We start from the raw sequence: 25,821 nt of genomic DNA, 5'->3' as shown, positions 1-25,821 counted from the left end.
GGTGGACAACGCCACCGCCCCGGCTGATCCCGAGACGGACGTACTCGGGTGGGAGAACCGGTACTGGCACAACGAGTCGATCGATGTAGAGCAGTCCGACGGTCTCACAGCGCCCGAGCGCGAGCGGCTTCTCGCCCGGACGATGGCGCGAGTCGAGCACCTTCGCAGACTGGAGTTCGAAGAGACTCCCCGGATCAAGTTCGTCTCCCGCGAGGGTGTCGAAACCTACGTCGACCGCAACGTCACGCAGTTACCCGGGGGGAACCAGACGTGGGAAGCGCTGTTCGTCTTCGGTGAAGATACCGACGCTCGTCTGGCGGTACGGGAGACGATCCTCGCGAGCGTCGGTGGCATGGCCGCCGAGGAAGGGGTCGATCACGTCGTTCTCGTGACTGATGACTCCGAACGGCCCCAGGTCTCGGGATACGTCCTCGCCCACGAACTCGTGCACGTCCTCCAGGACCAGCACTTCGACCTCTCTGGGCCCCGCTACCGACGCTCGACGCTCGACGGGGAACTCGGAAAGGACGGCCTCGTCGAAGGCGAGGCCTCGTTGATCGACGGCCTCTATCGGCGCCAGTGTGCGAGCGGCGAGTGGTCGTGTCTCTCCGGTGGGATAGCGCCGTCGTCGAGTGCTTCGGTCACACCGGCAGTCGCTAGCCTCCTGAGTATGCCTTACCGGCAAGGGGCGAGCTACGTTGCTGCACTCCGGGACCGTCGCGGCTGGGAGAGCGTCGTCGCCGCCCACGAGTCACCACCGTCGACCGTGAAACCGGTGTTGCATCCCGGTCGCGACGCGGTCCTCTCAGAACCGATCGAATACACGGATCGCTCCGGTTCGGAGTGGTCTCGAACCGACGGCGCCCAACGCCTCGGCGAGGCGGGAATCCGGACGCTGTTCGCCCGGCAGAACGCGACTCGACGTGTGGCGCTCCCGCGCCCGAACGGGACAGCCAGTCTTCGCACGGTCGTCACGTCGCTGGCCGACGGGTGGGAAAACGACTCGTTGTACACGTACACGAACGGCAGCCACGAGGGCTACGTCTGGGTGACTGAGTGGGACTCGCGGACGGATGCCGCGGAGTTTGCGGCCGCCTACCGTGCTGTACTCGATAGCTACGAGCCCCTCGGGGTCGGCGACTCGCAGTACGTCATTACGGACGGTCCCTTCGCGGACGCGTTCGACATTCGACACGACGGGACGCGCGTGACGATCGCCAACGCTCCCGACCGGTCGGCGCTGGCCGAGCTATCGGACCGGTTCGAAGTCGATCCGGGAGAGACACCACAGCGTGACACTACTGCGACTGCCACCACGACGACGAACGGACCCGGGTTCGACGTTGCGTCGACACTCGTTGCGTTCGTTGCTCTGGTCGTGAGTTTCCTCTCGGCTGGCAGGCATCACCGGTAGTGACTGATAGGGCGTGGTCCGTACTGTCCGGGGTCGTCGAAGATTGTCCGGGCGTGGTCCGTACTGTCCGGGGTCGACGAAAACTGACCGGTCGTGATCCGTGCTTGCAGGCGCGGTCAGTGACTATCCGGGCGTCGTCAGTGGCTGTGGTCGAGGAGGTCTTCGAAGCTTGAGCCGAACCGTTTCTGGAACTCCTCGTCGGTCGCGGCCTCGATGGCTTCGAGGTCAGCGTCGAGGCCCGCACTCGGGTCGCCGTCGCTGTGGTGGACTGCCGTGTGGACCCGCTGGGCAAGTCCAAACATCGCGATGTCACCGACCACCGTCGGGACATCTTCGCTGTCCTCGTCGGTCAGTAGGTCGATCAGCGCGATCGGGATCTCGAGCGTATCGGTTGCATCGTCTGTTTCCACGGTTACCGTCGTCGTTTCGAGTTCGTCTGTTGCCATGGGCCTCGTTCGCGGACCGGACTTATCCGTCTGTTGGGACGAGTGCGATCCGGGATCGTCCCTGTACGCGCCCGAGTCCGACGACGTGACGAGTGGTTCCCCGGTCGAATCTTCCCGCTGACGTGGATTTAAGGGGGCTCACGTGCGAGTACTAGCCATTGTGCCTATCGATCCGGCGTTCAGCGTGAACCGGGAGGTCGTCGACGAACACGAGGGTCACGACGTCTGGGGACCACTCGAAGAACCCGAAACGCTCGGCATCCACGGGACACACGTCGCTGTCGACTTCGACGCCTGTCTGGCCGATGGGGCGTGCCTGCAGGACTGTCCCGTCGACGTCTTCGAGTGGGTCGAGACACCAGACCACCCGGTTAGCGAGCGGAAGGCAGATCCGGCGAACGAATCCCAGTGTATCGACTGTATGCTCTGTGTCGATGTCTGCCCAGTCGACGCGATCGACGTCGATCCGACCCGGGCGACGGAGTGACCTCGCCGTCGGGTCCCACTACGGCGGATCCGGTAATCTCGTGGGGTATCCGTCAGCAAATAATGTGAAGAATGCGTGTCTCGATCAGGGGGATACCGATATGTGTCGCACGTATCGCATCCGCATTGCGGCCCTCGCCGAGCGGGCCGGGCGCGCACGAAGCGGTTTCCTTCCGCCCGAGGAGCCGCCGGCTCGCGACCGGGCGCTGGAGTATCTCCGGGACGGCGTCGGCCCGGCCGTGGCGCTCTACCAGGAAGCGTCGATCGATGGGGCCGAGACGCTCTCGCCTCCCGAATCGCGGCGACTGGACTGCGTCTTCGAGGAGTGGATCGAACTCTACGCGGCGTGTTACGGCGTCCACCTCGACGTCGAGGCGTCCGTGGCGGAGGCGGCGACGCTGCTCGGGGACGGTCGTTCCCTCCGGGAGACGGCCAGACGGTTGACGGGTGTTCCCGAGCGCGCTGCCGACGGCAGGCAGTCCACATCAAACGCCCGCGTCGGGGCGCGAACGCGTTCAGAACACGGCTGAGACTCCTCCTTCTAGCTCTCCTCGAAGGTCAGGCTCATCTCGAGTTCAGTTTCACCGGACTCGACCGGTTCGAACCCGACCGAGCGGTACAGCGAAACCGCGACCGAATTGCTCGGCCTGACACACAACCAGACATCCTCGACGTCGGCCTCGCGTCCACACGCGAGTAACGCACGGATCAGCCGGGAACCGATACCTGCGAGCTGATAGTCCTGGTGGACGAAGATCATCAGTTCGTGATCCTCCGGGCCAGCCAGCAATGCGGCGTGACCCACTGCTCGATCGTCGTGCCAGGCGATCACGTGCAGCCCTGCCTCGATCGTCGTCAGCCACTCTTCGATGCGCTGGCGACCGGCCGGTGGGAGTCCCTGGGCGCGTTGGTGCGGTGCGAAGCTGTCGTACATGGTGACCAGGGCGTCCCGGTCCCCCTCGCTCCGTTCGATCCGAATCGGTCGCCCCTCCTCGTCGACGAACGTCACCGGCGGTGGCTCCAGCGGGGGAGACTCGTTCATCGAACGAGCTTTACGGTGACGTGGGAGTTAAAGAGGACGAATTGTGCGATACTGTCCAGCTGGATCTTCCCCATCGGCGTCCGCGCCCCGTTTCCGATCACCAACTGGTTGAACCCGCCGGTCTCGGCGATCTGTACGAGCTGTGATCCGGGATCGCCGTCGACCTCCATGAGGGGTGGATCAACCCCGCGCTCGGTCACGATCTCCCGCACTCGATCCCGTACCTGTGCCCTGGTCAGGCCCGCCGATGGGTCGTCGAAGACCGCCACTGTAAGTTCATCGTCCGCCTGCTTTGCCCGCTCGACGGTACTCTCAAGCGCCTCGAAGGACCGCCCCGTGCCGCCGACACCCACCAGGACTTCCATAATCGATTGTCCACGTCGCTTGCTCAAAGGTTTTGGCCTCGTGACACTGTCCGGCGGGACGTTCCGCAGCCGATCAGTGGTCGCTGGTGTCCAGTGGATCAACCGGCTCCATTCCGTCCGACCGTCCCACCCCGGACCACGCTTCACCCCTCGACGCTCTCGATCCACTCTCCCGCCCAGGATTCCAGTTCCGCGAAAACCGGACACAACGCTTCGCCCTTCTCGGTCAGTGAGTAGTACGTCGCGATCGGTCGATCCTCGACACGACGGTCGACTAACCCGGTATCCTCGAGGTCGTCGAGGACTCGCGAGAGTGTCCGCGAGCTCGCGCCCGTCGAGCGCTTGAGTTCGTTGAACCGCTGTTCGCCGTCGGTCAGATTCTGTAGTACGATCAGGCGCCACTCCGAGCCGATCTGTTCGACCGCCTCGACGACTGGGCAGGCCTCGGCGTTCTGTTCGTCAATCGTCTCTGTCCCGGTGACTGTCTCGGGTGACATCGGTGTTATCTGGTCACGATATTGTCGCCGAGATCATAAGTAGGTTCGGAAACGAACCAACTAACGCAATGACACTGACTATGGGAGCCACGAGAGACTGGATTGATATCGACACACCGGGACGAGGGGTGGTCGTCTGATGGCGTTCACTGGAACCGAGGGGGCAATCCTCCTCGCTGGTCGCGTGCTGTTTGGAGTCGTCCTGGCGTTCATGGGGCTGAATCACTTCCAGCAGCGCGAGGCGATGACCGGCTACGCCGAGCACAAAGGTTTGCCCGCCCCCGGCTTCTCGGTAATCGCGTCGGCTGTTGTCCTCATCGCGGGGGGACTCAGTATCGTCGTCGGGTTCTATCCCGTCGTCGGTGCGATGGCCATCGCCGGGTTCCTGCTGGTCGCCGCGGCGACGATGCACGACTTCTGGGCAGTTCCCGAGGACCAGCAGCAAGACGAGATGACACAGTTCCTGAAGAACGTCGTGATGGCTGGCGGGGCGCTTATCGTCGCCGCGGTCGCCAGCCAGTCCTGGACGTATAGCGTCGGCGTCGGTCTCTTCTAATCCGGATTGAGACCATCCCGATAGTTGCGAATAGTCCGACAGCACCGAGTAGACGACGTTTCAACCGTCAGTCGACAGCGACGGCAGTCCGCTCTCGATTTGCCCGCGGCGGTCCTCGAGCCACTCGGGCAGGACGAGCCGTTCGCCCAGCCCTTCGAGGTCTTCGTCGACTGTATACCCCGGCCCCTCCGTGGCGTACTCGAAGAGGACACCGCCCGGTGTCCGGGTGTAGACCGACTCGAACCACTTGCGGTCGATAATCTCCGTCGGGCGCAGTCCCAGGTGCTGTAACTTCTCGCGCCAATCGGCCTGATCGTCGCTGGTGACGCGGAACGCGACGTGGTGGATCGTCCCCGCACCAGGTCGCCCGTCGGCCACGTCGGGATCGTCGAGCAACTCGACGACGTATCCGAGGTCCCCGTCGGTTTCGTAGCGGAGCCGGTTCCCCTCGTTTCCCGTCCGTTCGTAGCCCATCGTCTCGAGGACCCGTTCCGTGGCGTCGGTCTCCGACAGCGCGAGCGTCACGCCGTAGAACCCGCGGATCGCGTGCTCGGCGGGGACCGGCCCCTCCGGCGGATCGCCGGCAGGAGCGTTCTCGACGCCGATCAGTTCCAGGGGGAGGCCGTCGGGATCCTCGAATGAGAGGACAGTGTCGCCGAAGCGCTCGTGGGGGTCTCCCGCGTCGACGCCTGCCTCGGCGAGGCGATCGACCCAGTAATCGATGGCTTCGGCAGGGATCAGGAACTGCGTCGTGCTGACCTGCCCGGTGCCGACCCGCCCCGGCCGTGCGCCGGGGTACGGGAAGAAGGTCATGCTGGTGCCCGGCGATCCCGAGTGGTCGCCGTAGAAGAGGTGATAGACCGAGGTGTCGTCCTGGTTGACGCTCCGTTTGATTAGCCGGAGGCCGAGTGTCTCGGTGTAGAACGCCAGGTTCTCACCGGGATCGCTCCCGATCGCTGTCACGTGGTGGATACCGGGGATGTCGCGCATGTGGTCGAGAAACGTTCGCGAGCCTGATAGCCGTTCGGACAGTGGTAACGTTTCCTACCGGCCGGCTGCCTGGATGCAAATCCGATTACGGCGACGGAGCCACATTGCCGGGGCGATCGGCTCGTTGACCGACCATACTGCGGACGGACTGAACGCCGTCGGCCCATCGTCGACACGTTGTGAACCTCACAGGCGGGTGCCCGGAAACGAGTGGTGATGGTACTCCACTGGAGTTCGTCACGTCGAGCGTTCCTCGTCCATCAGGTGCTCCATCTCGCGCTCGAACTCTTCGTCGCTGATCTTGCCGTCTACGTACTGCGATTTGAGTTGTTGCTGTCTGTCCTCGACTGTCGGTTCGACCCGTTTTGAGACATCGAACTGTCTCAAGAGGGGATACTCGTGTTCGAGTCGCTCGACGATCGCGGCGAGTCGGTCATCGCGATGTAACGAGGTGTTCCGGAGCACAGAGACGATCGTCGCAACGAGGAACAGGACGGCAATGAGACCAACGACTACGGCCGCGACGACCCACTCGCCAGCCCGTCCGAGCATCGCCAGCAATACGAACTCCTCGCCATAGACAACCGCGCCGCTGGAGAGCACTGCCAGCGCGTCGAGCACCCCCATCAGAACGACTACGACGAGTGCCAGTCCCGTGAGGACAAACCCTCCGAAGTACAGCCAGTGTCGGGATGCCATGAGCGGTGGTGCGTTCCTCGAGCAAAAAATAGCCACGAAACGTCGTTATCGCCCCATCAACACGTCGTGTGCGGTTTCGATTGGGCGAGAGCTGCGATCACGGGATGTGAACGCCGTGTTCGAGCGTCCCGATGCCCTCGATCTCGATCTCGACGGTGTCGCCGTCGGCGAGCGGACCCACACCTTCGGGCGTCCCCGTTGCGACCACGTCCCCGGGTTCAAGGGTCATGTAGGCGGTGATCTCTTCGATCAGTTCGGGCACGGCAAAGACCATGTCTTCGCGGCTGCCCGACTGACGCGTCTCGTCGTTGACGCGGCACTCGATGGTCGCATCTGCCGGGACCTCATCGGGGGTCGCGAGCACCGGTCCCATCGGCGCGGCGTTGTCGAAGGCCTTCCCGCGGACCCAGTTGGTTTCGACGCGCTGGTCGTCGCGGTTGGAGATGTCGTTGAAGCAAGTGTAGCCCGCGATGACGTCCTCGGCGTCGTCGGCGTCGACGTTGTGACACGTCTCGCTGATGATCACTGCGAGTTCGGCTTCGTAGTCCAGCCGTTCCTTGTCGGGCAGCAACGAGACCGTCGAGCCGTGGCTGGCGACGGTGTTGGGGGGTTTGAGAAAGAGTAGCGGCCGATCGGGGACATCGGCGTCCTGTTCGTCGGCGTGGTCGGCGTAGTTGCGACCGATCGCGACGATTTTCGTCGGTTCGGCGGGCGGGAGTACGTCGACCGACTCGGCCGGATACGTGTGTTCGTCCGTCGCGACCGTCTCCGGTTCACCCAGTGCCGTCGTCACGTATTCTTGGCCGTCCTCGACGAGCCATCGACCGCCGCGGATGGTACCCGTCGGGTCGCGAAAGCGGACGCGTTTCATGTCTTTCGCTATCGCGTCGGGCCTGTTAGCGTTTTCGACCCGGACCGACGCCGCTGGCCCGGCAGACGAACGGCTTTTGACTCATCCAGCGGTACGCCAGGACATGGACCTACTCGTCGTCGGCGCGGGGGAGATGGGCCGGTGGTTTGCCCGCACGCTCGACGATCACCTCGACGATCCGCCAGCCGTCGCCTTCACTGACGTCGACTCCGCTGTGGCTCGTGCTGCGGCCGAGGAACTCAACGGCCGCGCGGTCGCCCCGGACACCGACGAGCGCTTCGATCTCGTCTGTGTGGCCGTCCCGATCCCGGTGACGGCCGATACGATCGAGACCCACGCATCCAAGGCCAGTGTGGCGATCTGCGACCTCGCGGGCGTCATGGCCCAGCCCGTTGCAGCGATGGCCGAACACGCTCCCGATTGCGAGCGTGTGAGCTTTCATCCGCTGTTTGCGCCGGCGAACGCGCCAGGTAACGTCCCGCTGGTGGCCGACCAAGCGGGACCGGTCACCGACCGCGTCCGCGCGGCGCTCGCGGCGGCTGGCAACGACCTCTTCGAGACGACGCCAGCCGAACACGACGCAGCGATGGAGACCGTCCAGGCTCGCGTTCACGCTGCGATTCTCGCCTTCGGCCTGGCCGCCGAGCCGATCCCCGAGCGCTTCCAGACACCGATTTCGGCCGGCCTCTTCGATCTTCTGGAGGGAGTGACTGGCGGGGAGGCCCGCGTCTACGCCGACATCCAGACCGCCTTCGAGGGGGGCGCTGACGTGGCCGAGGCCGCTCAGGAGTTGGCCGCAGCCGACGAGGAGACCTTCGAGCAACTGTACGAACAGGCCACACGCCGGAGCCATCCCGACGATGAGTGACCAGCGACAGGCGATCGTCGACACGGCGAAGTACCTCCAGAACGTCCGGCCGATCGATCCCGAGGAGATCCAGGACTACGTCGAGGAACAGCCCCACCCGGGCGTGATCAAGCGGACGCTCCGCGAGGAGGCCTTCGAGTTGGGACTGCGCGAGCGCGAGGACGGGACGTTCGTTCCGGCGCCGACGGGGCCGCTCGATGCGTCGGTCGAACACGTCCAAGCGTTCCCCGAACGGTACGCACGCGTCCTCGAAGACCTGCTCGTTGCGGAATTCGGTGCCGGGTGGCCCGAGGGCGAGTCGGGCGATCGACTCCGCGAGCGGATCCGCGAGGTCAAGGCGGCCTACCTCGAGGATGCGGCCGTCGAGTACGACCGGCTCACCGCTCTGGCCTACGCGGTTTATCATCTGCCGGACTACTACGCCGTCGGGCAGTACGCACTCGATTCGTTGGTGGAAGACGATCGGCTTCCGTCTCGGGTTCGCGTCCTCGACGTGGGTGCCGGCGTGGGCGGCCCCGCGCTCGGACTACTCGATCTCCTGACCGATGCCGGCGGGATCGTCGAGTACCACGCCGTCGAACCGGGCGACGGGGCCGCGACGGTCCTCGAATCGGTCCTCGCGGAGACGGGACCGAACGTCCACACGACGATCCATCGAGACCGTGCCGAGACGTTCGAAGCCGATGGCGAGTTCGATTTGATCGTCTTCGCAAACGTCCTCGACGAACTGGACGAGCCGTCGAGCGTCCTCCGTCGCTACGCGGACGCGCTGGCAGGGGACGGCTCGATCCTGGCGCTCTCCCCGGCGGACAGGCGGACCGCTACCGGCCTCCGGGAGACGGAACGGGCTGTCGAGGACACCTACTCGGTCTACGAGCCGACGGTCCGCCTCTGGCCCGGGGAGACGCCCGGCGGCGAGTGCTGGTCGTTCACCCGCGAGGGCGATCTGGCGATCCCCCCGTTCCAGCGGCGACTCGACGAGGCTTGCGACGACCACGACCACGATCCCGGCGAGTTCGTCAACGTCGATGTCCAGTACGCCTACTCGATCCTCCGAAGGGACGACGAGCGGGCCATCGACTACGTGCCCGATCAGTCACGCGTCGCCAGGATGGCCGACGCGGAGGGATACGTTACCGACCGGATCAACGTCGTGGGGATCAAACTCAGCCCGGACCTGCGCGAGGATCCCGACGCCAACCCGGTTTTTCTCGTCGGCGACGGTAGCGAGCGGATCGATCACTTCGCCGTATTGACTCGCGAGTCGGTCCTCAACGAGGAGCTGCGGACGAGCGAGTACGGCGATCTCCTCTCCTTCGAGAACGTCCTTGCGCTGTGGAACGACGACGAGGGCGCCTACAATCTGGTCGTCGAGGCCGAGACGGTCGTCGAACGGATCCCGGTGTGAGGCCGACTCGGACGCTGGATGGTCACGCTGCCCACGGTCGAGCGAGGACAGGCTTTTGCCCGATTGGATCGGAACCCACCCATGGACGAGGAGCCGAGGATTCTGTTGACCAACGACGACGGGATCGACAGCGTCGGCCTGGGTGCGCTCTATGAGGCACTCTCGGCCGTCGGCGAAGTGACGGCTGTCGCGCCGGCCGACGATCGGAGTGCAGTCGGACGATCGATCTCAACCAACGTCGAGGTGAGCGAACACGAACTGGGGTATGCAATCGACGGGACACCGGCCGACTGCGTCGTCGCCGGCCTGGAGGTACTCGTCCCCGAGACAGACATCGTCGTGGCAGGTTGCAACGACGGCGCCAATCTCGGGGCGTACGTCCTCGGGCGGTCTGGCACAGTCAGTGCGGCAGTCGAGGCAACATTCTTCGACGTCCCTGCCATCGCCGTCTCGATGTACGTCCCTGTTCGGGACGACGAGAAGTGGGAGCCACTGACCGAGGATCCGGCCTCCTACGCCAACGCGACTCGCGTGGCCCGCTATCTGGTCGAGCACGCTCCTGATGCCGGCGTCTTCGAACAAGCCGACTACCTCAACGTCAACGCGCCACTCGCCGAAAACGGCGTGGCGACGGCCCCTGTGGAGATCACAGAACCGTCTGACGTCTACGAGATGGGCGCTATCCGCGAGGGCGAAGAGATCGAACTCCACGATCGTATCTGGGAGTGGATGGCCGACGGGACCATTCCCGACCCGGATGGAACAGACCGGCGAGCCGTCTTCGAGGGGCGGGTAAGCGTCTCGCCGCTGACTGCACCGCACACGACCGAACACCACGAAACGCTCGATGTACTCGCGGACAAATACGAAACAGAGTAGAGAGCGGAAAGAGAGTTCTCGGCTGCGTCAGTCCTTCATGTCCTGGAGTTTGTCCAGAAGTTCGTCTTGGGACGCGTTGGACTCGAAGTTGACCTCGCCGTCGTGGTCGGTCGCGTCTACATCGACGCTCTCGCTGTCGTCGATGTCTGCCCCGTTGGCCTGGTTCCCCTGTTCGGATTCATCGTAGCTACCAAAGCCCATAACAATGTAATAGACAACCCGGACGCCCTAAAACCGTCCGGTGTCCGTTCCAGGGGCTGGTCGGTTCACAGTTCGATTCGCTCGACGATTCGATCCGCATCCTCGCGAGTGTTTATCGCGACGATCCGAAGATACGCTTCCAGTCCCGAGTCGTGAAGCTTCGCCTTCAAGAGGTTGTCAACCTGGTAGACGCCGGCCGCGTTGGTCATTCCGATCTCGACGAGGACCGGAACATCCTCGCCTGGCCGGAGGTTCACTGCCTCGATAGACTGACTTGACACAGTGTTGATCCCGCGCCCGCCCTGTTCGTATGGGAACCGCGATCGGCCACTCTCCATGTCGAGGGCGTCGGCAACGCGAACGACACCGGCCTCCAGCGTCAGGGGTTCCTCCTCGGTGTGGTGACAGAGGATTGCGTGGAGAACTTCGGCTTTGAGGCGGACTGTCTCGGCCACGTCGTAGAAAGACAATTCGGGGAGGATCCGATCGAGCAGATCCGCGGCCAGTGGGATCGAGTAATAGGGGTGGTTGTCACGGTGGACGACATGGCCGATATCGTGTAACGTGGCTGCTAACGCGATAATGACGGGTTCGTCAGCTTCCCCGAGATCCTGTTCTCGCGCACCGTTGAATGTGACACTACCCTGTTTCAGCAGGTCGTACAGACACAGCGCCCGATTGCGGACGATCTCGACGTGTTTCGTGCCGTGGTCGTTGTACTGTTTGCGCGTCACCGGGTTGACGTTCTGGGCAGTGAGGTACGCCTGGATCTCCGGGTCGTCCTCGAGGTACTCCAAGACTTCGTTGAGTCGTTCGTCCGGGAACGCGTGTTCGGCGTCGGGATCGTAAATCCGTCCTTCGGTTTTGCCTTCGTCACCCGTGCCCACGTCTGTCGTATCACTCATACGAACACCCAACAGTCGTATCGAGAAAAGTCGGTCGGGTCGGCGAGCCGATCAGGCTGCGTCGGTGGCGGCCTCGATTACTTCGTCGTAGTCCGGTTCGACGCCGGGATCGTCGCTAACCCACGCGTACGTGACCTCGCCGTCCTCGTCGACGACGAACACCGAGCGCTTGGCGACGTCGTAGACGCCGAGTTCGCCGAAGTCCATCGTCAGATCGTACTTCTCGACGATCTCCTTCTCGGCGTCACTGATCAGGCCGAACGGGAGTTCGAGCTTGTCGCGGAACTCGTTGAGTGCGAACGGCGAGTCGACGCTGATCCCGTATAGCGTCGCGCCGGTGTCCTCGACCTCTTCGATCCGGTCGCGGAACGCAGTCATCTCGTGGCTGCAGACACTGGTAAACGCGCCCGGGAAGAACGCCAGCACGAGCGGTGCATCGTCGAGATTTTCCGTGAGTGTGAACGAATCGACGTCGCCGTTCGCGAGCGGTGCGGTGAAATCGGGGGCTGTGTCGCCTTCGGTAACCATTGCACTGCCGAGTATGACTGGCGACCCAAAAGATGTGCCGCTCGCGACAATAGGCGAAGCGGCCGCTCGGAACTGTCAGTGGACTCCGTTGGGACTGAGCGGAGCAAAAAGACTATAATAGACAGTAGGTAAATCCCAAGTAGCGATGATCGATGGATTGATCCTGCAACTCGGTGGCATCCCGGGCGGGCCCGAAGTACTGCTGATCCTACTGTTGGCAGTGCTCCTGTTCGGCGCGAACAAGATCCCCAAACTCGCCCGATCGACGGGTCAGGCGATGGGCGAGTTCCAGAAAGGACGCCAGCAGGTCGAGGAGGAACTCGAAGAGATGCAAGGTGGAGACGACTCTCCGGCAGAGCCCAACACGGCGAGCGAGGGGACGACCACGACGAGAACCGCGGACTCTTCCAGTGAGTCCACCGAAACGAACACGACCTCGGAATAAGTCCTATCGTTTTTTCGCGGCGTATCACAACCGTTTTTCTCTGGCCAGGTATACCATGGGGCAGGACGCGTGGCCTAGGGGACAGGGCGAGGGGTTCCTAACCCCTCGATCGCGGGTTCGAATCCCGCCGCGTCCGTCAAGGTTCCTCGCGTCCGCTCGTCACACACGACGGACGCGGCGACCTTCGCGAACGCCCCGCGTTCGCTCAGTCCCGCCGCGACCGCTGAGTGACGAACGCAGTGAGGAACAAAGCGGTCGCGGCGTAGATCGCAAACGCTTCGCGTTTGCTCACTCCCGCCGCGTCCGTAGCAACGAACAAAGTGAGGAGCGGAGGACCAAGGAATTCGAATCACGCGAGACGAACACAGCAAGTCTCGCCATCGGGTTCGAATCTCCGATAGACTCGCATACGCTCGTCTATCGACGTTCGCTTCGTTTCACTCAGCGAACTCCCGCCACGTCCGTCGCGGTTCCTCGCGTCCACTCGTCCCAGGCGTGCATTTAGGGAGCGGGAGCGAGAATTCGGCCTATGCCAGTGAGGTGTCCCCAGTGACGGTCTGGGTGCTGGGTGACCAGCTCACGACCCACCACGGGCCTGTTGAGGATCGTCCGGAAGAGTCGATTCTGCTGATCGAGGCCCACTCGTTCGCCAAGCGCTTGCCCTACCATCCCCAGAAGCTCGTTTTGGTGTTCAGCGCCATGCGTCACTTCCGAGACAAACTCCGCGAGAGCGGTCGCGAAGTACGGTATTACCAGGCAGAGACCTTCGGTGACGGGCTTGACATGCACTTCGAAGAGTATCCCGACGACGAATTGACTCTCATGCGTCCAGCCGGGGGTGGAACCGATCGTCTCGAAGGGATGGTCGAAGATCGTGGAGGCTCGCTGAACGTCGTCGAAAACACGCTCTTTTGCTGTTCGAACGAGCAGTTCGACGACTGGGCAGCCGACAGGACCGGCGATGGCTACCGCCACGAGGATTTCTACCGGTTCATGCGTCGAGAGACGGGCTATCTGATGGACGGCGACGAACCGGTCGGCGGCGAGTGGAATTACGACGACCAGAACCGCGAGACGCCACCCGACGACTGGACGCCGCCCGATACACCCGAATTCGATCCCGACGCGACCACTCGCGAAGTACGCCAGTGGGTGACCGATCGGTTCGACGGCAGCTACCACGACGCGCCCTACGGCGGGTCCTGGGCCGATCCGGAACCGTTTCGGTGGCCCGTCACCCGCGATCAGGCACTTGTGGGACTCGAGGACTTCTGTCAGAACCGCCTCGCGGAGTTCGGTCCGTATCAGGATGCAATGGGGCGTGATTCATGGGCGATGAGTCACTCACTGCTGTCGAGCAGCCTGAATCTCGGGTTGCTCCATCCCCACGAGGTCATCGAGCAGGCGATCGAGCGCTACGAGCGGGGCGAGGCGCCGCTCAACAGCGTCGAGGGGTTCGTCCGGCAAGTGTTGGGCTGGCGGGAATTCATGCGTCACGTCTATCGTCGAGAGCAGGACACCTTCGCCGGGGCAAACCAGCTGGACGCGACCGAACCGCTCCCCGAGTTATTCTGGACCGGCGAGACCGACATGGCGTGTCTCGCGGGCGTGATCGACGGCGTTCGACGACGGGGTTACTCCCATCACATCGAGCGGCTGATGGTGCTCTCGAACTTCGCAACCACGTTCGGGATCGATCCGCAAGCTATCAACCGCTGGTTCCACGCCGCCTACGTCGACGCGTTCCACTGGGTGACGACGCCGAACGTCGTCGGGATGGGAACGTTTGCCAGCGATGCCCTCTCGACGAAACCCTACGCGGCTTCGAGTAACTACGTCGATCGGATGAGCGACTACTGTGGGTCCTGCCCGTACTACAAGACGAAGACGACCGGCGAGAACGCCTGTCCGTTGAACGCACTGTACTGGGACTTTCTGGGGCGCAACGAGGATCGACTCCGGTCGAACCACCGGATGGGACTGGTTTACAGCCACTGGGACGACAAAGACGAAACAGAGCGAGAGGCGATCACCGATCGAGCGGCGGCGATTCGACAGGCGGCGCGCGACGGCGAACTGTGACCGGTCGGCGACCGGCTGATCAGTCCGCCGGGACGACGTCAGTCGACTCCCCCTCTTCACGGATCGCGCTGACGGCACTGTAGATGACGGCGCTTCCGACAGCCAGGGCCGAGAGCATGATCAGGACGAAGCTGATGAGCTTGAGTTCGTTGATTCCGTATGCGTTGCCGAGTTGTCGCAGTGCGACTGCTATCGATCCTCCAAGCAACATCAGCCCGAAGTAGATCTTGATCTCGCTTTCCTCGACCAGACTGGTCGCCGTCGAGCCGATCCGGGCGCCGAGTGCGCTCCCGGCGAGCAAAGGCACGACGATCGAGAGGTCGACAGCCCCTTCCAATCCGTAGAGGAACGAGCCGAGACCGCCCGAGAAAACGATCTCGAAGAGGTCGGTCCCCACGGCGATCGGGACGGGCACGCCGATCAGATAGAACATCGCGGGCATCCGGATGAACCCGCCGCCGACGCCGAGAAACCCGGAGAGCAGTCCCGTCGCGAAGGCGACGCCGAGCACCATCCACAATGAGACCTTGATGCCGCCGCCGATCGTCATCATCGGCGGAATCGTGTAGGATTGGATCTTCTTCGCGATGTCCGGGATATCGTCGGGGTCGATCTCTGCGTTGGCATCGTGGTGGTCGACATCGCTCTCCTCGCGGTCGTCCGTGAGCGCGTTCCGGGTGACGAACAGGCCGACGCCGCCGAGCAAAACGACGTACGTGACGCCGACGATCAGGCCGGCCAACCCCCGGTCCTGGAGGAAATAGAGTCCGATCCGTCCGACTTCGATGCCAGCGGTCGTCCCGACGATCATCAGCCCCCCCAGCTTGTAGTCGACCTGGCCGAGATCACGGTGCTTCAGCGTCGCGATCACCGCCGTCCCGAAGACAAACGCCATCCCGCTCCCGACGGCTGTGGTCGTCTCAAAGCCCATGATCATCAGCGCGGGCGTCACAAGGAACGACCCGCCCATCCCGAAGAACCCGAACAGCACACCGACCATGAAGCCGAAACCGACGAACAGCAGTAGCATGCTCGCGGCGAGTCCGAACAGTTCCATGGGTCAGAGAGTGCGAATGCGTTCGACGAGTGGTTCGGCGAGTACGTTCGAGAGTGCACCGTATCCCAGATAGAGGACGACCGCCTCGAGCAACACCGCGCCCACGGGTGCGGCCGCCCCGAGAATCTGGGCCTGCGATCCGAGTCCGATCATGCGTTTCCCCTCTCCAGTGCCAGCGGTTGTGTGCGGCTCATGGTTGACCCTTCAATACTCCTATTCCACGGGTGCGTAAAATGCTTTTGAACATACCACACAATATTACAAACGCGTATCTGCCACATAACCGACGAAAATATTTTCTTAAGTTATATGGATATAGAATATGCGGCAGGAGCCGTCTGATACTGCCTGTCAAAAACCGCGATAGGAGATATTTGCCGGCTATTCCGCCCTGGTTCACGATCCTTCAGTTCTCGCGGTATCACTATCTACGCTGCAGTGCAAGCACAGGGTCCCGATGGTGGGTCGGCCGGTGATGGATATAGTATTGTCTAATCGAAGCAATATTATGGGGCCAGCGTCAAGGGTGTCGTATGAAGGCCGTCTACGCGACAGATCTCTCGGCAGCGAGCGAAGCGACGATCGCCAACGAGACGTGTCTCGAGTGTCTGGACAGGATCGGCGTCGAGGAGTTTCACCTCGTGACAGTCGTCCCGTCGAACGTCCACTCCGGGATGCCAGGGATGGACTTCGAGAAGCGCCGCAAGACAGCGTTAGATCGCTATCGAAGGGCCTTCGAGGACGCCGGATTCGGGGTCGAAACCCACGTCGTGCGCGGGACACCGCATCGTCGCATCAACGGGATCGCCGAGTCGATCGGCGCGAACCTCTCGATCGTCGGATCACGGGGGTCGAGTCCGCTGGAGAACCGCTTTATCGGCTCGACGGCCCGGAACCTCGCGCGTACGTCCGTGACGCCGCTGCTGGTCAACCGGATCCAGCGAGCGACTGACGATCCTGACGTACTGGAGGAACACCTTTTCCAGCGGATGCTCTACGCGACGGACTTCTCTGATAACGCCGGGGAGGCCTTCAAGGCGTTTTCGTACCTCCGGCACGCGACCGAAGAAGCGACGCTGGTCCACGTTCGGACACCCGCCGATCCGGACACGGACGAGGACCCTCACGATCAGCTCGACGAGCTGGCTGGCCGACTCGCGGGGTGGGACATCGAAACACGGATCGACGTGCGAGAGGGTGATCCCGTCGAGGAAATCCTCGCCGCCGAGTCCGATCACAACCCGAGCACGACGCTGGTCGGTTCGCGGGGCCACAGCCGGCTGCGACGGCTGCTGCTGGGGAGCGTTTCCGAGGACATCGTTGCGAAGGCCGACGGTAACGTGATGCTCGTTCCGCCGAAGCGGGTGGCCTGATGTTTCCTGCTCTTGGTGGATCTGTAGAGAACGGATTGAGGGCGTTTTGTATTCCATCACACATTTCTTGAAAGATGTGGTATACGATCTGAAGTGGAAGGCGTTGCCTATCCGATACTCATCACCAAAGATGTGCCAGATATAACCTATCTATTCCGCAAAATCACACGTTCATTTCAGGGAGTTGGAAGTGGGCCAATCCGTCACAATGAGCTGGTATTCACCGGGTGTAGACAATTGCCTCCAGCATTGTCCATCGGGACATTCGTTTCGATCAGATGAGACTGATAGGCGACATGCAGAGTCAGCGGTGCTCGGAAATGCGAACGGACGTCTCGGGCATTTCGATCCCTTCGCTGGCGAAGGCGGCCATCGAACGCTCTGTCACGTCCGAAGCGAACGCGAACTCGTCTCGCAGGTCGGCCACGTAGGCCTTGCCGCGGATTGTCCGATAGTAGGACTCGTCTTCGATGATCACCGCGAACGGATGGTCATCGTCGACGTAGACGTACTTCGAGGTCACCATGGCCTCCTCGACGATCGCACTCGCTCGCTGGACGTCGGCCTTGGATGTGACCGAAAGCTCGATAACGACCATCATTTCGGGGCTGCCGGTGTTGGCATTCGAGACGTTTGCGGTGAACAGCGTGGCGTTTGGCACCCTGACGGCGGTGTCGTCGGGCGTCACCACCGTCGTCGCCCGGAGACCGATGTCGGTCACTTCGCCGTAGTCCCCGTCGATGGTGACTTTGTCCCCGACCTGGTACGGACGCTCGGTGATGAGTACCAGCCCGCCGATCATCCCAGCAAAGAGGTCCTTGAGGCCGAACCCCAGGGCCGCCCCGAGCAGTCCCGATACCGCGAGCAACTGTGACGTTGACAGTTGGAGCAACGGCCCCAGAACGAGAAACGCTGCGATCCCGTAGATGAGAAACCGCGCGATGGGAACCACCATCTTGATACTGATCCGCCGGGTGGGGCTCCGCTCGGCGATAGCGATAAGCCCATACCCGACGAGGCGACTGGCCAGATACGCGGCCACGACCACACCCACGATCCCCACGATCGTCCCCTGGTCGATCCCCAGTTCCACCAGCACCTGCAGTGGAATCATAGTATCTGGCCCCGTTCAGTCTTCTTGGTGGCAGCCGGCACCGCCGCCGGTATTAGTTCCACGAGGCCATCCTCGACCGTGACGAGGCCATCGCGCGAAAGCCGCCCGAGGACCCGGTCGAGTCGGTCAACCATTCCCGTGAGCTGTGTCCGGGTGACCCGCTCTTTCGCGAGGACGATCCGCAGACAGAATGCCTCCTCGCGATCCAGGTCCCGATCGGATGTGGGGGCCGCGGCATCGCTCGGCCGCACCTCCAGCCCGTGATTGGTCTCCCAGATCGCCGTGGCGACACCGAGGTTCCCGTTCGAGACCGCAGCGAGTCGGCCGAACGTGACATCCTTTGGATCCAACTCCCCATCCGAAAACTGGCTCTTGACTGCGACTGGGTCTAGCTTCGGAATCGGAACCGATACCGACCAGTCCCGCCAGCCAAACTGGTGTCGCGTCGTGACGATCAGGCTCCCTCCATCCGGATCCTCTGGGACGAACGTCGGCATCTCGTCGTATCGATCTAGCACGAGCTCAGCGATCCGTTCTGCGGAAAGGGGCTGGGCCTCAGCGACGACGGGAAACTCCCGGTCGAGCTCTTGCACCGCCGCGAGGTACGCCCACGCGTACTGGTTCCAGCCGGTCACCACTCTCGTATCGATGCTCACCAGGTCCTCGAGAAACGCAGACAGCTCCTCGAACCCCCCAATTCGACGTTCGTAGAGGTGCTGGCAGTCTTCGATCACGATAGGTCCCCCGTTGATTTTCGCCCGGATTTCGTCGATCCCGTCGCCGGGGGCAAGGCTGACCCGTTCTGCGTCTAGTTCCTGAACAGCACGGTCTAAGACTGCCCCGCGTCCGGAGAACGGTTCGCCGACGACGGCAACCGGTCCGGCTTCCTCGCCCGAGAGGACTGCCGTGAACGCCTCGTGATCCTCACCGAGGAGCGTCGGGACGTCGATGTCTGGCTCTTGACGTCCTCCTTTGACGGCATCGTCAATCATTATCTTCTCGCTTTTGCGTCCAGGCGATTGAAAATATCGAATCCGGGTTGTTTCGGCCAAACGATCCAAAGCGTGTGGCGTAGATCGTCGGAGACCAGTCACCCGCGTACCGGACGCCGAACTGTTTAACTTCGGTCGGTGGGTGGGCTGTCTATGGTCGAGACGATCCGCGTCCTCTACGTCGGCAGCGATCGGGATGCGGACACACCGCCGGAGATGCACCTCGAATACGCGGACGACCGACTCACCGTCGAGAGCGTGCCGAACGCCGACGCCGGAGTGGATTCGATTGCTACTGGAGTCGTCGATTGTGTCGTCGCCGAGTACACGCTCCCGGAAACGACCGGCGTGGCTCTTCTCAAGGCTGTTCGCGAGGACTACCCGGAGATCCCGTTCGTGCTTTTCAGTGCTGATGGATCAGAAGCCGTTGCCAGCGAGGCGATTTCGGCCGGCGTGACCGAGTACGTCCGCCGGGACGAACAAGACGCATACGACAGACTCGCGGCGCGGATCGTCGATGCCGTTCGAGGTAGTGACACTGCTGTGCCGGGGCCGTCGTCCGGAAACGCCGAGACGTCAGCGTCCACCGACGAGCGGGCGACGCGCCTGCGGGAACTCGAACGCACCGAGGCGCGCTTCGAGGCGCTTGCCCAGCAGACGACGCTCGGCGTCCTGACCATCGACGCCGAGAGCGTCGTCCAGTACGCAAACGACGGCATCACGGAACTGTTCGGCTATCCGCCCGAGGAGATGGTCGGCGAGTCGTTACTGACGATCATACCCGAGCGATTCCACGACGATCATCGTGCCGCGATCGCTCGCTATCTCGACAGTGGGGACCGACAGCTCGACTGGGAGTGGATCGAACTCCCGGGTCGCCACCGCGACGGCACGGAAATTCCGCTGGGGATTTCCTTCGGCGAGACGACGATCGACGGCGAACGCCGGTTTACCGGGATCGTCCGTGACATCTCCGAACGCAAGCGACAGCAACGCCAGCGCACGGAGACCCTCCAGGCCCTCCAGCAGTTGTACGAGATCACGGCCGACACAGACCGCTCGTTCGAGGAGAAAGTCACCCGCCTGCTCGAGTTTGGCTGTGAGCGGTTCGACTTCGAGTACGGCTTTCTCTCTCGGATCGAGCCGGGACCGGACGGTGGCGAGGGGTCCGGCACTCAACGGATCGTCTATGCACACGGCACGCACCCGTTGCTCCAGCCGGGCGAGACGTGCCCACTCTCGGAAGCGTACTGTCGAAAGACGATTCAGGTTGAAGATCTGCTGGTGGTCGCCGACGCCGTCGAGGCTGGATGGGAGAGCGATCCCGCCTACGAGACGTTCGAACTGGGGAGTTACGTCGGGGGCAAAGTCCGTGCCAACGGCGAACTGTACGGCACGTTCTGTTTTGCGTCGAGCGAACCACGCGAGACGCCGATCACGGACGCCGAGCAGACGCTCGTCCGGTTGATGAGCGAGTGGGTGAGCTACGAACTCGAAACCGGCCTGGTCACGACCGAACTCGAACGCCAGAACGAACGCCTTGATGAGTTCGCCAGCGTCCTCGCCCACGACCTCCGGAACCCGCTGAACGTGGCGACGGGTCGCGTCGAGATACTCCGGGACGAATCCGAGAACGAACACCTCGAAACGGTCTCCGACGCGCTCGATCGGATGGACACGCTCATCGACGACGTCCTGACGCTCGCCGAGGGCGGCCGGACGGTTACCGACACCACAGCCGTCGAGCTATCGGTTATCGCCGCCGAATCCTGGGAGACCGTCGAGACCGACCGGGCGACACTCCAGACGGAGGGGAACGTGACGCTGCAGGCAGACAGAAGCCGCTTTCGACAACTGCTGGAGAACCTGTTTCGCAATGCGATCGACCACGTCGGCGAGGACGTCACGGTCACTGTCGGCGCGCTCGAGAACGGCTTCTTCGTCGCGGACGACGGGCCGGGAATACCATCCGAGCAGCGGGGTCAGGTCTTCGAGAGTGGCTATACGACCGCCGAGGACGGGACCGGCTTCGGGCTGGCGATCGTCCGGGAGATCGCCCAGGCACACGACTGGACGGTCTCCGTCACCGAGGGCGACGACGGCGGCGCTCGCTTCGAGATCATGACCGGGTCCTGAGCACACTTCGTCATCCCGCAACGAACAGCGTCGCTGTTCCATAGCCAAGTCCCAGCGACAGTGCGAGTGAGCCGATCCAGGCGAGAACGGTCACGCCCAGTTTCCGGCGGCTGACGTCGGCTCCGCCGACGGCCAGGCCACTGCCGACGATCCCGCTGACGATGATCTCGTTGAACGAGACCGGCACGCCCAGTAGCACCGCGAGTTGGGCGATCAGAAACGAGGGGACGAGCGTCGCGATCGACCGGCGCGGCCCCAGCGAGGCGTACTCCTGGGAGAGGGCGGTGATCATTCGCGGCGCGCCGGTCCAGGACCCGACGAGCATCCCGACGCCCCCACCCAACAGGATGGCGACCGTCGGAACGACCGACTGCCCCTCGAACAGGGGAACCAACGGCCCGACGGCGAGGCCGACCTGACTTGCGCCCGCCGAGAACGCGACGAGCGAGCCGAGTGCGAGCAGGAACCGCCGGAGTCCACCGGTCAGATCACGGCGAATGTCCCACCGGACGACGAACGCGCTCGCGACGGCAGTGAACGCAGTGACGAGCGCCATTGCCAGACCGCGACCGACGGGTATCACGCGCCCGCCAGCGGCAGCCATCGTCCCGCCCACGCTCGCCAGAAACGCGAACTCCAGGTTCACGACGACGGCTCCAACGAGCGCGGCGAGCATCGGGACGCTCACGTCTTCGGGGATGTCCGGCCGCGGGAGCGTCCGGGCGATAGCGAACGCGACCGCGCCGCCGCCGAGCGGCGTCAGGATCCACAGTGCACCGACTTCCCGGTATTTCGCCCACGCGGGATCCCCTCCCAGTGCCAGCCCGACACCGATCACCGCGCCGGTAACGGTGAACGCAGTCGCGATCGGGTAGCCCGTCTTTATGCCGATCGCCATCAATCCGGCACCGATCAACAGGACGGCGATGACGCCCGTCGGCGGGAGCGTGACTCCCTCGACGAGCCCGCTCCCGACGGCTTTCGAGACGGTTCCACCCTGGGTCACTGCGCCGAGAAATCCAAGTATACCGACGACCAGCGCCGCCCGGAGCGTCGAGATGGCGTTGGCACCCACGGCGGGGGCAAAGGGTGTCGCGCCGCTGGACCCGGCGCCGATGACCCACGCCATGAACAGGCTTGCGAGGCTCGCGACGACAAACAGTCCGATCGTGGCTGGATCCATAACGTGATAGAGAGAAAAGACGATCAGCTAATCAGTTCGCGCCAGACGCCCTGGAGATACGCGCCCATGAACATGCCGCCGATCGCGATCAGGATCGGCCAGTTGCCGATTCCGAGACTGGCGTACCCCGATCCCGGGCAGACCCCGGAGATGCCCCAACCGAGGCCGAAGATGGCCCCGCCGATCAGAACGTTCCGATCGAAGGACTTCAGTCGACGACCGTAGGTGTCCCCCGTCAGGGGCGCACGCTCGCGGAGCTGTGGAATCACCGCGAAGGCGATCCCCGAGACGATCGCCGCGCCGAACATCACGAACAGCAAGCCGAGGTCCGTGAGTTGCAGAAAGTCCAGCACGACCTCCGGCCGTGCCATGTGACTGACGGCCAGTCCAAAGCCAAAGACGAGTCCGCCGAGCAGGATCACCGGCATGAACAGTGGATGCCGACCACCGTCGGGTCCATTTGCGCCCGCCATTAGGGGCTCACCCCCACGGCCATGACGAGTTGAGCCGTCGCGATGGCGACCGCCAAGAAGGTGATCACGCCAACCAGTGACGTTTTCGAGCGCGAGCCGATCCCACAGACGCCGTGCCCGGAGGTACAGCCCTTCCCGATTCGAGTGCCGATTCCAACGAGGATCCCGCCGGCCAGGAGCCGCCACCACTGGACGTCGGTCGTCCAGACCTCGCCTTGCCAGATGACGGCATAAACGGCCGCCCCGAGGACGATCCCGACGGTGAAGACGATCCGCCAGTCACGGGAAGCGCGATACTGCTGGAAGCGCGGGCGGTCGGAAACGTAAGTCAGCGTCGACTCGAGGAACGAACTCGCGCCGGGGGCGATGGCCGTCGCGGCGTAGATGACGGCCGTCCCGAGGCCGACAAACAGCCCACCGATCGCGTAGCGGGCGATCCCTTCCGGGAACAGCGTCTCGAACAGCGACAGGACGATCAGATCCGGGAACATGCGCTTCGATCAGTCTCCGGCGAGTGAGTCCTGACTTGCCGCGCAGTTGTTCGGGCCGAGTTCGAGGCTGAAGGCCTCGTCGTCGTCGATCTGCTTTTGGCCGAGGTTGGTCGCGATGATGTCCTCGTAGTTGGCCGGGCGGGGTGGCATATCGGACAGGATCAACTCGACGAACTCGTCTTCGTTCATCGAGAGGGCGTCCATTTTAGCCTGGAGGTCGCCCAGCGTTGCGGTATAGGTCCCGTCGGTGGCGGGTTCGGCGACGTCGCTGGTGTGGCCACCGGCGATCAACACGTCGTCGGGCAGTGTGAGAATGCGCTCCTGCAGCGTCTCGTAGAGTTGCCTGGCGGCGTCTTCGGCCCCTTCGTCACCGTCTTCCAGGTCCGGTCGGGCGACGCTCTCGACGAACAGCCCGTCACCGGTCGCAAGGAGGCTGTCTCCCACGAGGTAGGAGGTCATCCCGGTCGTGTGACCGGGGGTGTGGATCGCTTCGATCTCGACATCGCCGACGGTGAAGACGTCGCCGTCTTCGGCGGCGGTCAGGTCCCCAGCGTCTTCGACGCCCCGGTCGATCGCCGCTGCCGGCAGGACGGCTTGGACACCCTCCTCAGCTAGATCACGGATCCCGGAGACGTGGTCGGCGTGGACGTGCGTGTCCAGCGCGTAGACGAGATCCGCGTCGTGTTCCGTGGCGTCCTCCAGATAGCGGTCGGTGAACGCTCGGAGGGGATCGATTACTGCGGCCTCGCCACCGTCGACGACGAGATAGCCCAAACAGCCACTGGAGGGTCGCTGGTACTGGTAGACGGTTCCCTGTCCTTCGTAGCTCGTGACTTCGACGGCCTCGTAGATCTCCGCCCAGCCGTTCATCCCCTTGGCGACGTTGACGGCGTCGTAGCCCTTCTCTTTCAACAGACCCGCGACGTAGTCGCTGGCTTCGCCCTTTGCACAGACGACCGTTATCTCCTCGCTCTCGGGGAATTGCTCGAAGACGCCCTCGCCGATGTCGTCGTCCAGGAACTCGTAGTAGGGCACGTTGATCGTCTCAACTGACTCGCCTTCGATGTGCCACTCCTCGTACTCGCCACTCATGCGAACGTCGAGGATCGTGACCGCCTCCCCGGCCTCGATCCGGGATTTAAGCGTCGTTGGTTCGATTGTCGCTGCGGAAACGTCCGGTTCGGGGAAGTCAACGTCAGTCATTGATGTCACCCGGTCGTACTGCCCGCTTACATATAAGCGTTCTCATAGTCTTGGAAAAAACACACAATTTTATCCGCAATCTAGATGGGTTGTCGTTCCGGCCAGTCCGTCGATAGATACGTATAAGATATTCTAATACCTCTATATTTGGGTATATTTAGGCAGATGCCAGATGCACACTACACAGGTTCGAAAGTTAGTCTTGCAAGTTATATGCAATAACAGTCTTCCAGGAGATCGTCATGGTGGGACTTTTGCCATCTCCCTCTTCGATTCCGGTTCTCGATAGACGTGAATCGTCGACGGCGGCGGTCATTCGGCCCGGGCATTGTCCGTTGCCTTCGGACCGATACGGTCTAGACACCACTCGGGAGAGTACCGGCCTGTGGGTGAGTTCGGTCTCAGCTGTCGACGCCCGCAGCCAGTTCCTCGTAGCGATCGACGAACTTCGACCGACAGGAGGGACAGCAGAAGTGATAGACGTCGCCGTCGAGCGTCGTGGTCTCTCCTTCGGTCGTCACGGTGTTGCCACACTCTGCACACTCCGGTGCGAGTTCGCCCGTCCCGAGGCGTGGCGTCCACTCGCTGTCGGCCAGCAACCGGACGTCGATCTCTTCGACCGTCGCCAGGTCGACGTGCTCGGCGAGGAACGCCTTGACGTTTCGCTGATCGATGTGGGCAATCACGAGAACGTGGCCCTCGGCAGTCCGGAAGACGTGCTCGACCGCATCTACCTCTTCGACCCTGTCTGTGACTGTTCCCGCGTCGGGTCGCGTCTGCAATTCGATCAGCACCGGGACGCCGTCTCGTAGCATCGAGCGATCGACCTCGAGCGTGAACCGTTCGATCAAGCCGATCTCTTCGAGTCGTTCGACGCGATCCGAGACGGCCGGTGCCGAAAGGTCGACCGTGTCGGCGATGTCGCTGTAGGGACGTCTGGCGTCTTCGAGCAGCAGTCGCAGGATCTCCCGATCGGTGTCGTCGAGTCCGCGCATGATTCGAGCCTCGTTCCCCCGGCGTTTACTTCTTTGGCCGTTCGCACCCTGCTCGGCGACGCTCAGGCACGATCGCCCCGTTCTGCCGACTGACCAAAGGTTAACCCCGAACGCAGCCCAGT

30 protein-coding genes and 1 tRNA gene are annotated in these 25,821 nt (G+C 63.1%); 12 read left to right on the top strand and 19 right to left on the bottom strand.

Features of this window, described 5'->3' with window-relative positions; all coding sequences use genetic code 11:
- The first annotated feature begins 1 nt into the window (after nt 1).
- Nucleotides 2-1,414, top strand: a complete 1,413-nt coding sequence (locus BN2694_RS04445) for an Hvo_1808 family surface protein (protein ID WP_135662980.1) — start codon at nt 2-4, stop codon at nt 1,412-1,414.
- Nucleotides 1,415-1,551: 137 nt separating this feature from the next.
- Here BN2694_RS04445 and BN2694_RS04440 read toward each other — a convergent pair whose 3' ends face one another.
- Nucleotides 1,552-1,860: a DUF7545 family protein gene (locus BN2694_RS04440; protein ID WP_135662978.1), complete on the bottom strand. Its 309-nt coding sequence runs from the start codon at nt 1,858-1,860 to the stop codon at nt 1,552-1,554.
- 160 nt (nt 1,861-2,020) lie between these two features.
- Here BN2694_RS04440 and BN2694_RS04435 point away from each other — a divergent pair, with 160 nt between their 5' ends.
- Entirely contained in the window at nt 2,021-2,347 is a 327-nt protein-coding gene (locus BN2694_RS04435; protein ID WP_135662976.1) for a 4Fe-4S dicluster domain-containing protein, read from the top strand.
- A 100-nt stretch (nt 2,348-2,447) separates the two neighbouring features.
- Nucleotides 2,448-2,876 carry a hypothetical protein gene (locus BN2694_RS04430; RefSeq protein ID WP_135662974.1) on the top strand — a complete coding sequence of 143 codons (429 nt, stop codon included), beginning with the start codon at nt 2,448-2,450 and terminating at the stop codon, nt 2,874-2,876.
- An 11-nt stretch (nt 2,877-2,887) separates the two neighbouring features.
- On the opposite strand, the gene BN2694_RS04425 is transcribed toward BN2694_RS04430, so the two are convergent.
- The 3 genes from BN2694_RS04425 to BN2694_RS04415 form a co-directional block, all read right to left on the bottom strand.
- Nucleotides 2,888-3,388, bottom strand: a complete 501-nt coding sequence (locus BN2694_RS04425) for a GNAT family N-acetyltransferase (RefSeq protein WP_135662972.1) — start codon at nt 3,386-3,388, stop codon at nt 2,888-2,890.
- Nucleotides 3,385-3,753 (bottom strand): universal stress protein, encoded by a 369-nt coding sequence (locus tag BN2694_RS04420; protein WP_135662969.1) that lies wholly within the window; start codon nt 3,751-3,753, stop codon nt 3,385-3,387. Before BN2694_RS04420 ends, BN2694_RS04425 begins: the two co-directional genes overlap by 4 nt.
- Before the next feature lie 143 nt (nt 3,754-3,896).
- The gene (locus BN2694_RS04415) at nt 3,897-4,250 is read right to left on the bottom strand and encodes a winged helix-turn-helix transcriptional regulator (protein ID WP_135662967.1); all 354 of its coding nucleotides are present in this window, start codon (nt 4,248-4,250) and stop codon (nt 3,897-3,899) included.
- Nucleotides 4,251-4,389: 139 nt separating this feature from the next.
- Here BN2694_RS04415 and BN2694_RS04410 point away from each other — a divergent pair, with 139 nt between their 5' ends.
- Nucleotides 4,390-4,806, top strand: coding sequence for a DoxX family protein (locus BN2694_RS04410; RefSeq protein ID WP_135662965.1), 417 nt, complete (start codon nt 4,390-4,392; stop codon nt 4,804-4,806).
- A 60-nt stretch (nt 4,807-4,866) separates the two neighbouring features.
- On the opposite strand, the gene BN2694_RS04405 is transcribed toward BN2694_RS04410, so the two are convergent.
- The 3 genes from BN2694_RS04405 to BN2694_RS04395 form a co-directional block, all read right to left on the bottom strand.
- Nucleotides 4,867-5,796 carry a ring-cleaving dioxygenase gene (locus tag BN2694_RS04405; protein ID WP_135662963.1) on the bottom strand — a complete coding sequence of 310 codons (930 nt, stop codon included), beginning with the start codon at nt 5,794-5,796 and terminating at the stop codon, nt 4,867-4,869.
- Between the two features lie 237 nt (nt 5,797-6,033).
- Nucleotides 6,034-6,495, bottom strand: a complete 462-nt coding sequence (locus BN2694_RS04400) for an SHOCT domain-containing protein (RefSeq protein ID WP_135662961.1) — start codon at nt 6,493-6,495, stop codon at nt 6,034-6,036.
- Nucleotides 6,496-6,592: 97 nt separating this feature from the next.
- Nucleotides 6,593-7,366 (bottom strand): fumarylacetoacetate hydrolase family protein, encoded by a 774-nt coding sequence (locus tag BN2694_RS04395; RefSeq protein WP_135662959.1) that lies wholly within the window; start codon nt 7,364-7,366, stop codon nt 6,593-6,595.
- A 103-nt stretch (nt 7,367-7,469) separates the two neighbouring features.
- Between BN2694_RS04395 and BN2694_RS04390 the strand changes: the two genes are divergently transcribed.
- From BN2694_RS04390 to surE, 3 genes are all read left to right on the top strand, one after another.
- Nucleotides 7,470-8,234, top strand: a complete 765-nt coding sequence (locus tag BN2694_RS04390; protein WP_135665448.1) for a prephenate dehydrogenase/arogenate dehydrogenase family protein — start codon at nt 7,470-7,472, stop codon at nt 8,232-8,234.
- A complete protein-coding gene (locus BN2694_RS04385) occupies nt 8,227-9,642 on the top strand; it encodes a methyltransferase (protein ID WP_135662957.1) in 1,416 nt (471 codons plus the stop codon). The genes BN2694_RS04390 and BN2694_RS04385 overlap by 8 nt, the downstream gene beginning before the upstream one ends.
- An 81-nt stretch (nt 9,643-9,723) precedes the next feature.
- Nucleotides 9,724-10,521, top strand: a complete 798-nt coding sequence (gene surE, locus BN2694_RS04380; RefSeq protein WP_135662956.1) for a 5'/3'-nucleotidase SurE — start codon at nt 9,724-9,726, stop codon at nt 10,519-10,521.
- A 27-nt stretch (nt 10,522-10,548) separates the two neighbouring features.
- On the opposite strand, the gene BN2694_RS04375 is transcribed toward surE, so the two are convergent.
- The 3 genes from BN2694_RS04375 to BN2694_RS04365 all read right to left on the bottom strand — a co-directional run bounded on the left by BN2694_RS04375 (nt 10,549) and on the right by BN2694_RS04365 (nt 12,155).
- Nucleotides 10,549-10,722, bottom strand: a complete 174-nt coding sequence (locus tag BN2694_RS04375; protein ID WP_135662954.1) for a DUF5786 family protein — start codon at nt 10,720-10,722, stop codon at nt 10,549-10,551.
- Between the two features lie 65 nt (nt 10,723-10,787).
- On the bottom strand, nt 10,788-11,627 hold the full coding sequence (locus BN2694_RS04370) for an HD domain-containing protein (protein WP_135662952.1): 840 nt from the start codon (nt 11,625-11,627) through the stop codon (nt 10,788-10,790).
- A 51-nt stretch (nt 11,628-11,678) separates the two neighbouring features.
- Nucleotides 11,679-12,155 (bottom strand): redoxin domain-containing protein, encoded by a 477-nt coding sequence (locus BN2694_RS04365; RefSeq protein WP_135662950.1) that lies wholly within the window; start codon nt 12,153-12,155, stop codon nt 11,679-11,681.
- A 145-nt stretch (nt 12,156-12,300) separates the two neighbouring features.
- On the opposite strand from BN2694_RS04365, the gene BN2694_RS04360 reads away from it, so the two are divergent.
- The 3 genes from BN2694_RS04360 (at nt 12,301) to BN2694_RS04350 (ending at nt 14,682) form a co-directional block, all read left to right on the top strand.
- Nucleotides 12,301-12,600 (top strand): Sec-independent protein translocase subunit TatA/TatB, encoded by a 300-nt coding sequence (locus tag BN2694_RS04360; protein ID WP_135662948.1) that lies wholly within the window; start codon nt 12,301-12,303, stop codon nt 12,598-12,600.
- Between the two features lie 63 nt (nt 12,601-12,663).
- Nucleotides 12,664-12,736 (top strand) — tRNA-Arg (locus BN2694_RS04355).
- Between the two features lie 413 nt (nt 12,737-13,149).
- Nucleotides 13,150-14,682, top strand: coding sequence for a cryptochrome/photolyase family protein (locus tag BN2694_RS04350; protein ID WP_135662946.1), 1,533 nt, complete (start codon nt 13,150-13,152; stop codon nt 14,680-14,682).
- Between the two features lie 19 nt (nt 14,683-14,701).
- Here the strand turns inward: BN2694_RS04350 and BN2694_RS04345 are convergent, their stop codons facing one another.
- Both BN2694_RS04345 and BN2694_RS16975 read right to left on the bottom strand, forming a co-directional pair.
- Entirely contained in the window at nt 14,702-15,739 is a 1,038-nt protein-coding gene (locus BN2694_RS04345; RefSeq protein ID WP_135662944.1) for a sulfite exporter TauE/SafE family protein, read from the bottom strand.
- Between the two features lie 3 nt (nt 15,740-15,742).
- Nucleotides 15,743-15,892: a DUF7512 family protein gene (locus BN2694_RS16975; protein WP_167879962.1), complete on the bottom strand. Its 150-nt coding sequence runs from the start codon at nt 15,890-15,892 to the stop codon at nt 15,743-15,745.
- A gap of 380 nt (nt 15,893-16,272) precedes the next feature.
- Between BN2694_RS16975 and BN2694_RS04340 the strand changes: the two genes are divergently transcribed.
- On the top strand, nt 16,273-17,112 hold the full coding sequence (locus BN2694_RS04340; RefSeq protein ID WP_135662942.1) for a universal stress protein: 840 nt from the start codon (nt 16,273-16,275) through the stop codon (nt 17,110-17,112).
- 304 nt (nt 17,113-17,416) lie between these two features.
- Here BN2694_RS04340 and BN2694_RS04335 read toward each other — a convergent pair whose 3' ends face one another.
- Together BN2694_RS04335 and BN2694_RS04330 are read right to left on the bottom strand one after the other, a co-directional pair.
- Nucleotides 17,417-18,226 (bottom strand): mechanosensitive ion channel family protein, encoded by an 810-nt coding sequence (locus tag BN2694_RS04335; protein ID WP_135662940.1) that lies wholly within the window; start codon nt 18,224-18,226, stop codon nt 17,417-17,419.
- On the bottom strand, nt 18,223-19,218 hold the full coding sequence (locus tag BN2694_RS04330) for a hypothetical protein (RefSeq protein ID WP_135662938.1): 996 nt from the start codon (nt 19,216-19,218) through the stop codon (nt 18,223-18,225). The genes BN2694_RS04335 and BN2694_RS04330 overlap by 4 nt, the downstream gene beginning before the upstream one ends.
- A 153-nt stretch (nt 19,219-19,371) precedes the next feature.
- Here BN2694_RS04330 and BN2694_RS04325 point away from each other — a divergent pair, with 153 nt between their 5' ends.
- Nucleotides 19,372-21,354 carry a PAS domain S-box protein gene (locus BN2694_RS04325; RefSeq protein ID WP_210408911.1) on the top strand — a complete coding sequence of 661 codons (1,983 nt, stop codon included), beginning with the start codon at nt 19,372-19,374 and terminating at the stop codon, nt 21,352-21,354.
- A 10-nt stretch (nt 21,355-21,364) separates the two neighbouring features.
- Here BN2694_RS04325 and BN2694_RS04320 read toward each other — a convergent pair whose 3' ends face one another.
- The 5 genes from BN2694_RS04320 to BN2694_RS04300 all read right to left on the bottom strand — a co-directional run bounded on the left by BN2694_RS04320 (nt 21,365) and on the right by BN2694_RS04300 (nt 25,699).
- Nucleotides 21,365-22,537, bottom strand: a complete 1,173-nt coding sequence (locus tag BN2694_RS04320) for an inorganic phosphate transporter (protein ID WP_135662936.1) — start codon at nt 22,535-22,537, stop codon at nt 21,365-21,367.
- Between the two features lie 23 nt (nt 22,538-22,560).
- A complete protein-coding gene (locus tag BN2694_RS04315) occupies nt 22,561-23,010 on the bottom strand; it encodes a DUF6691 family protein (RefSeq protein ID WP_135662934.1) in 450 nt (149 codons plus the stop codon).
- Complete coding sequence (locus tag BN2694_RS04310) at nt 23,010-23,501, bottom strand: YeeE/YedE family protein (protein ID WP_135662932.1); 492 nt, start codon at nt 23,499-23,501, stop codon at nt 23,010-23,012. Before BN2694_RS04310 ends, BN2694_RS04315 begins: the two co-directional genes overlap by 1 nt.
- A gap of 9 nt (nt 23,502-23,510) precedes the next feature.
- Nucleotides 23,511-24,704, bottom strand: coding sequence for an MBL fold metallo-hydrolase (locus BN2694_RS04305; protein ID WP_135662930.1), 1,194 nt, complete (start codon nt 24,702-24,704; stop codon nt 23,511-23,513).
- Nucleotides 24,705-25,105: 401 nt separating this feature from the next.
- The gene (locus BN2694_RS04300) at nt 25,106-25,699 is read right to left on the bottom strand and encodes a winged helix-turn-helix transcriptional regulator (RefSeq protein ID WP_135662928.1); all 594 of its coding nucleotides are present in this window, start codon (nt 25,697-25,699) and stop codon (nt 25,106-25,108) included.
- Between the last annotated feature and the right edge of the window lie 122 nt (nt 25,700-25,821).

The organism is Halorhabdus rudnickae, assembly GCF_900880625.1.
Lineage (GTDB): Archaea > Halobacteriota > Halobacteria > Halobacteriales > Haloarculaceae > Halorhabdus > Halorhabdus rudnickae.
Note: the sequence above shows the minus strand (reverse complement) of the source record. Positions and strands in the feature narration are given on the sequence as shown.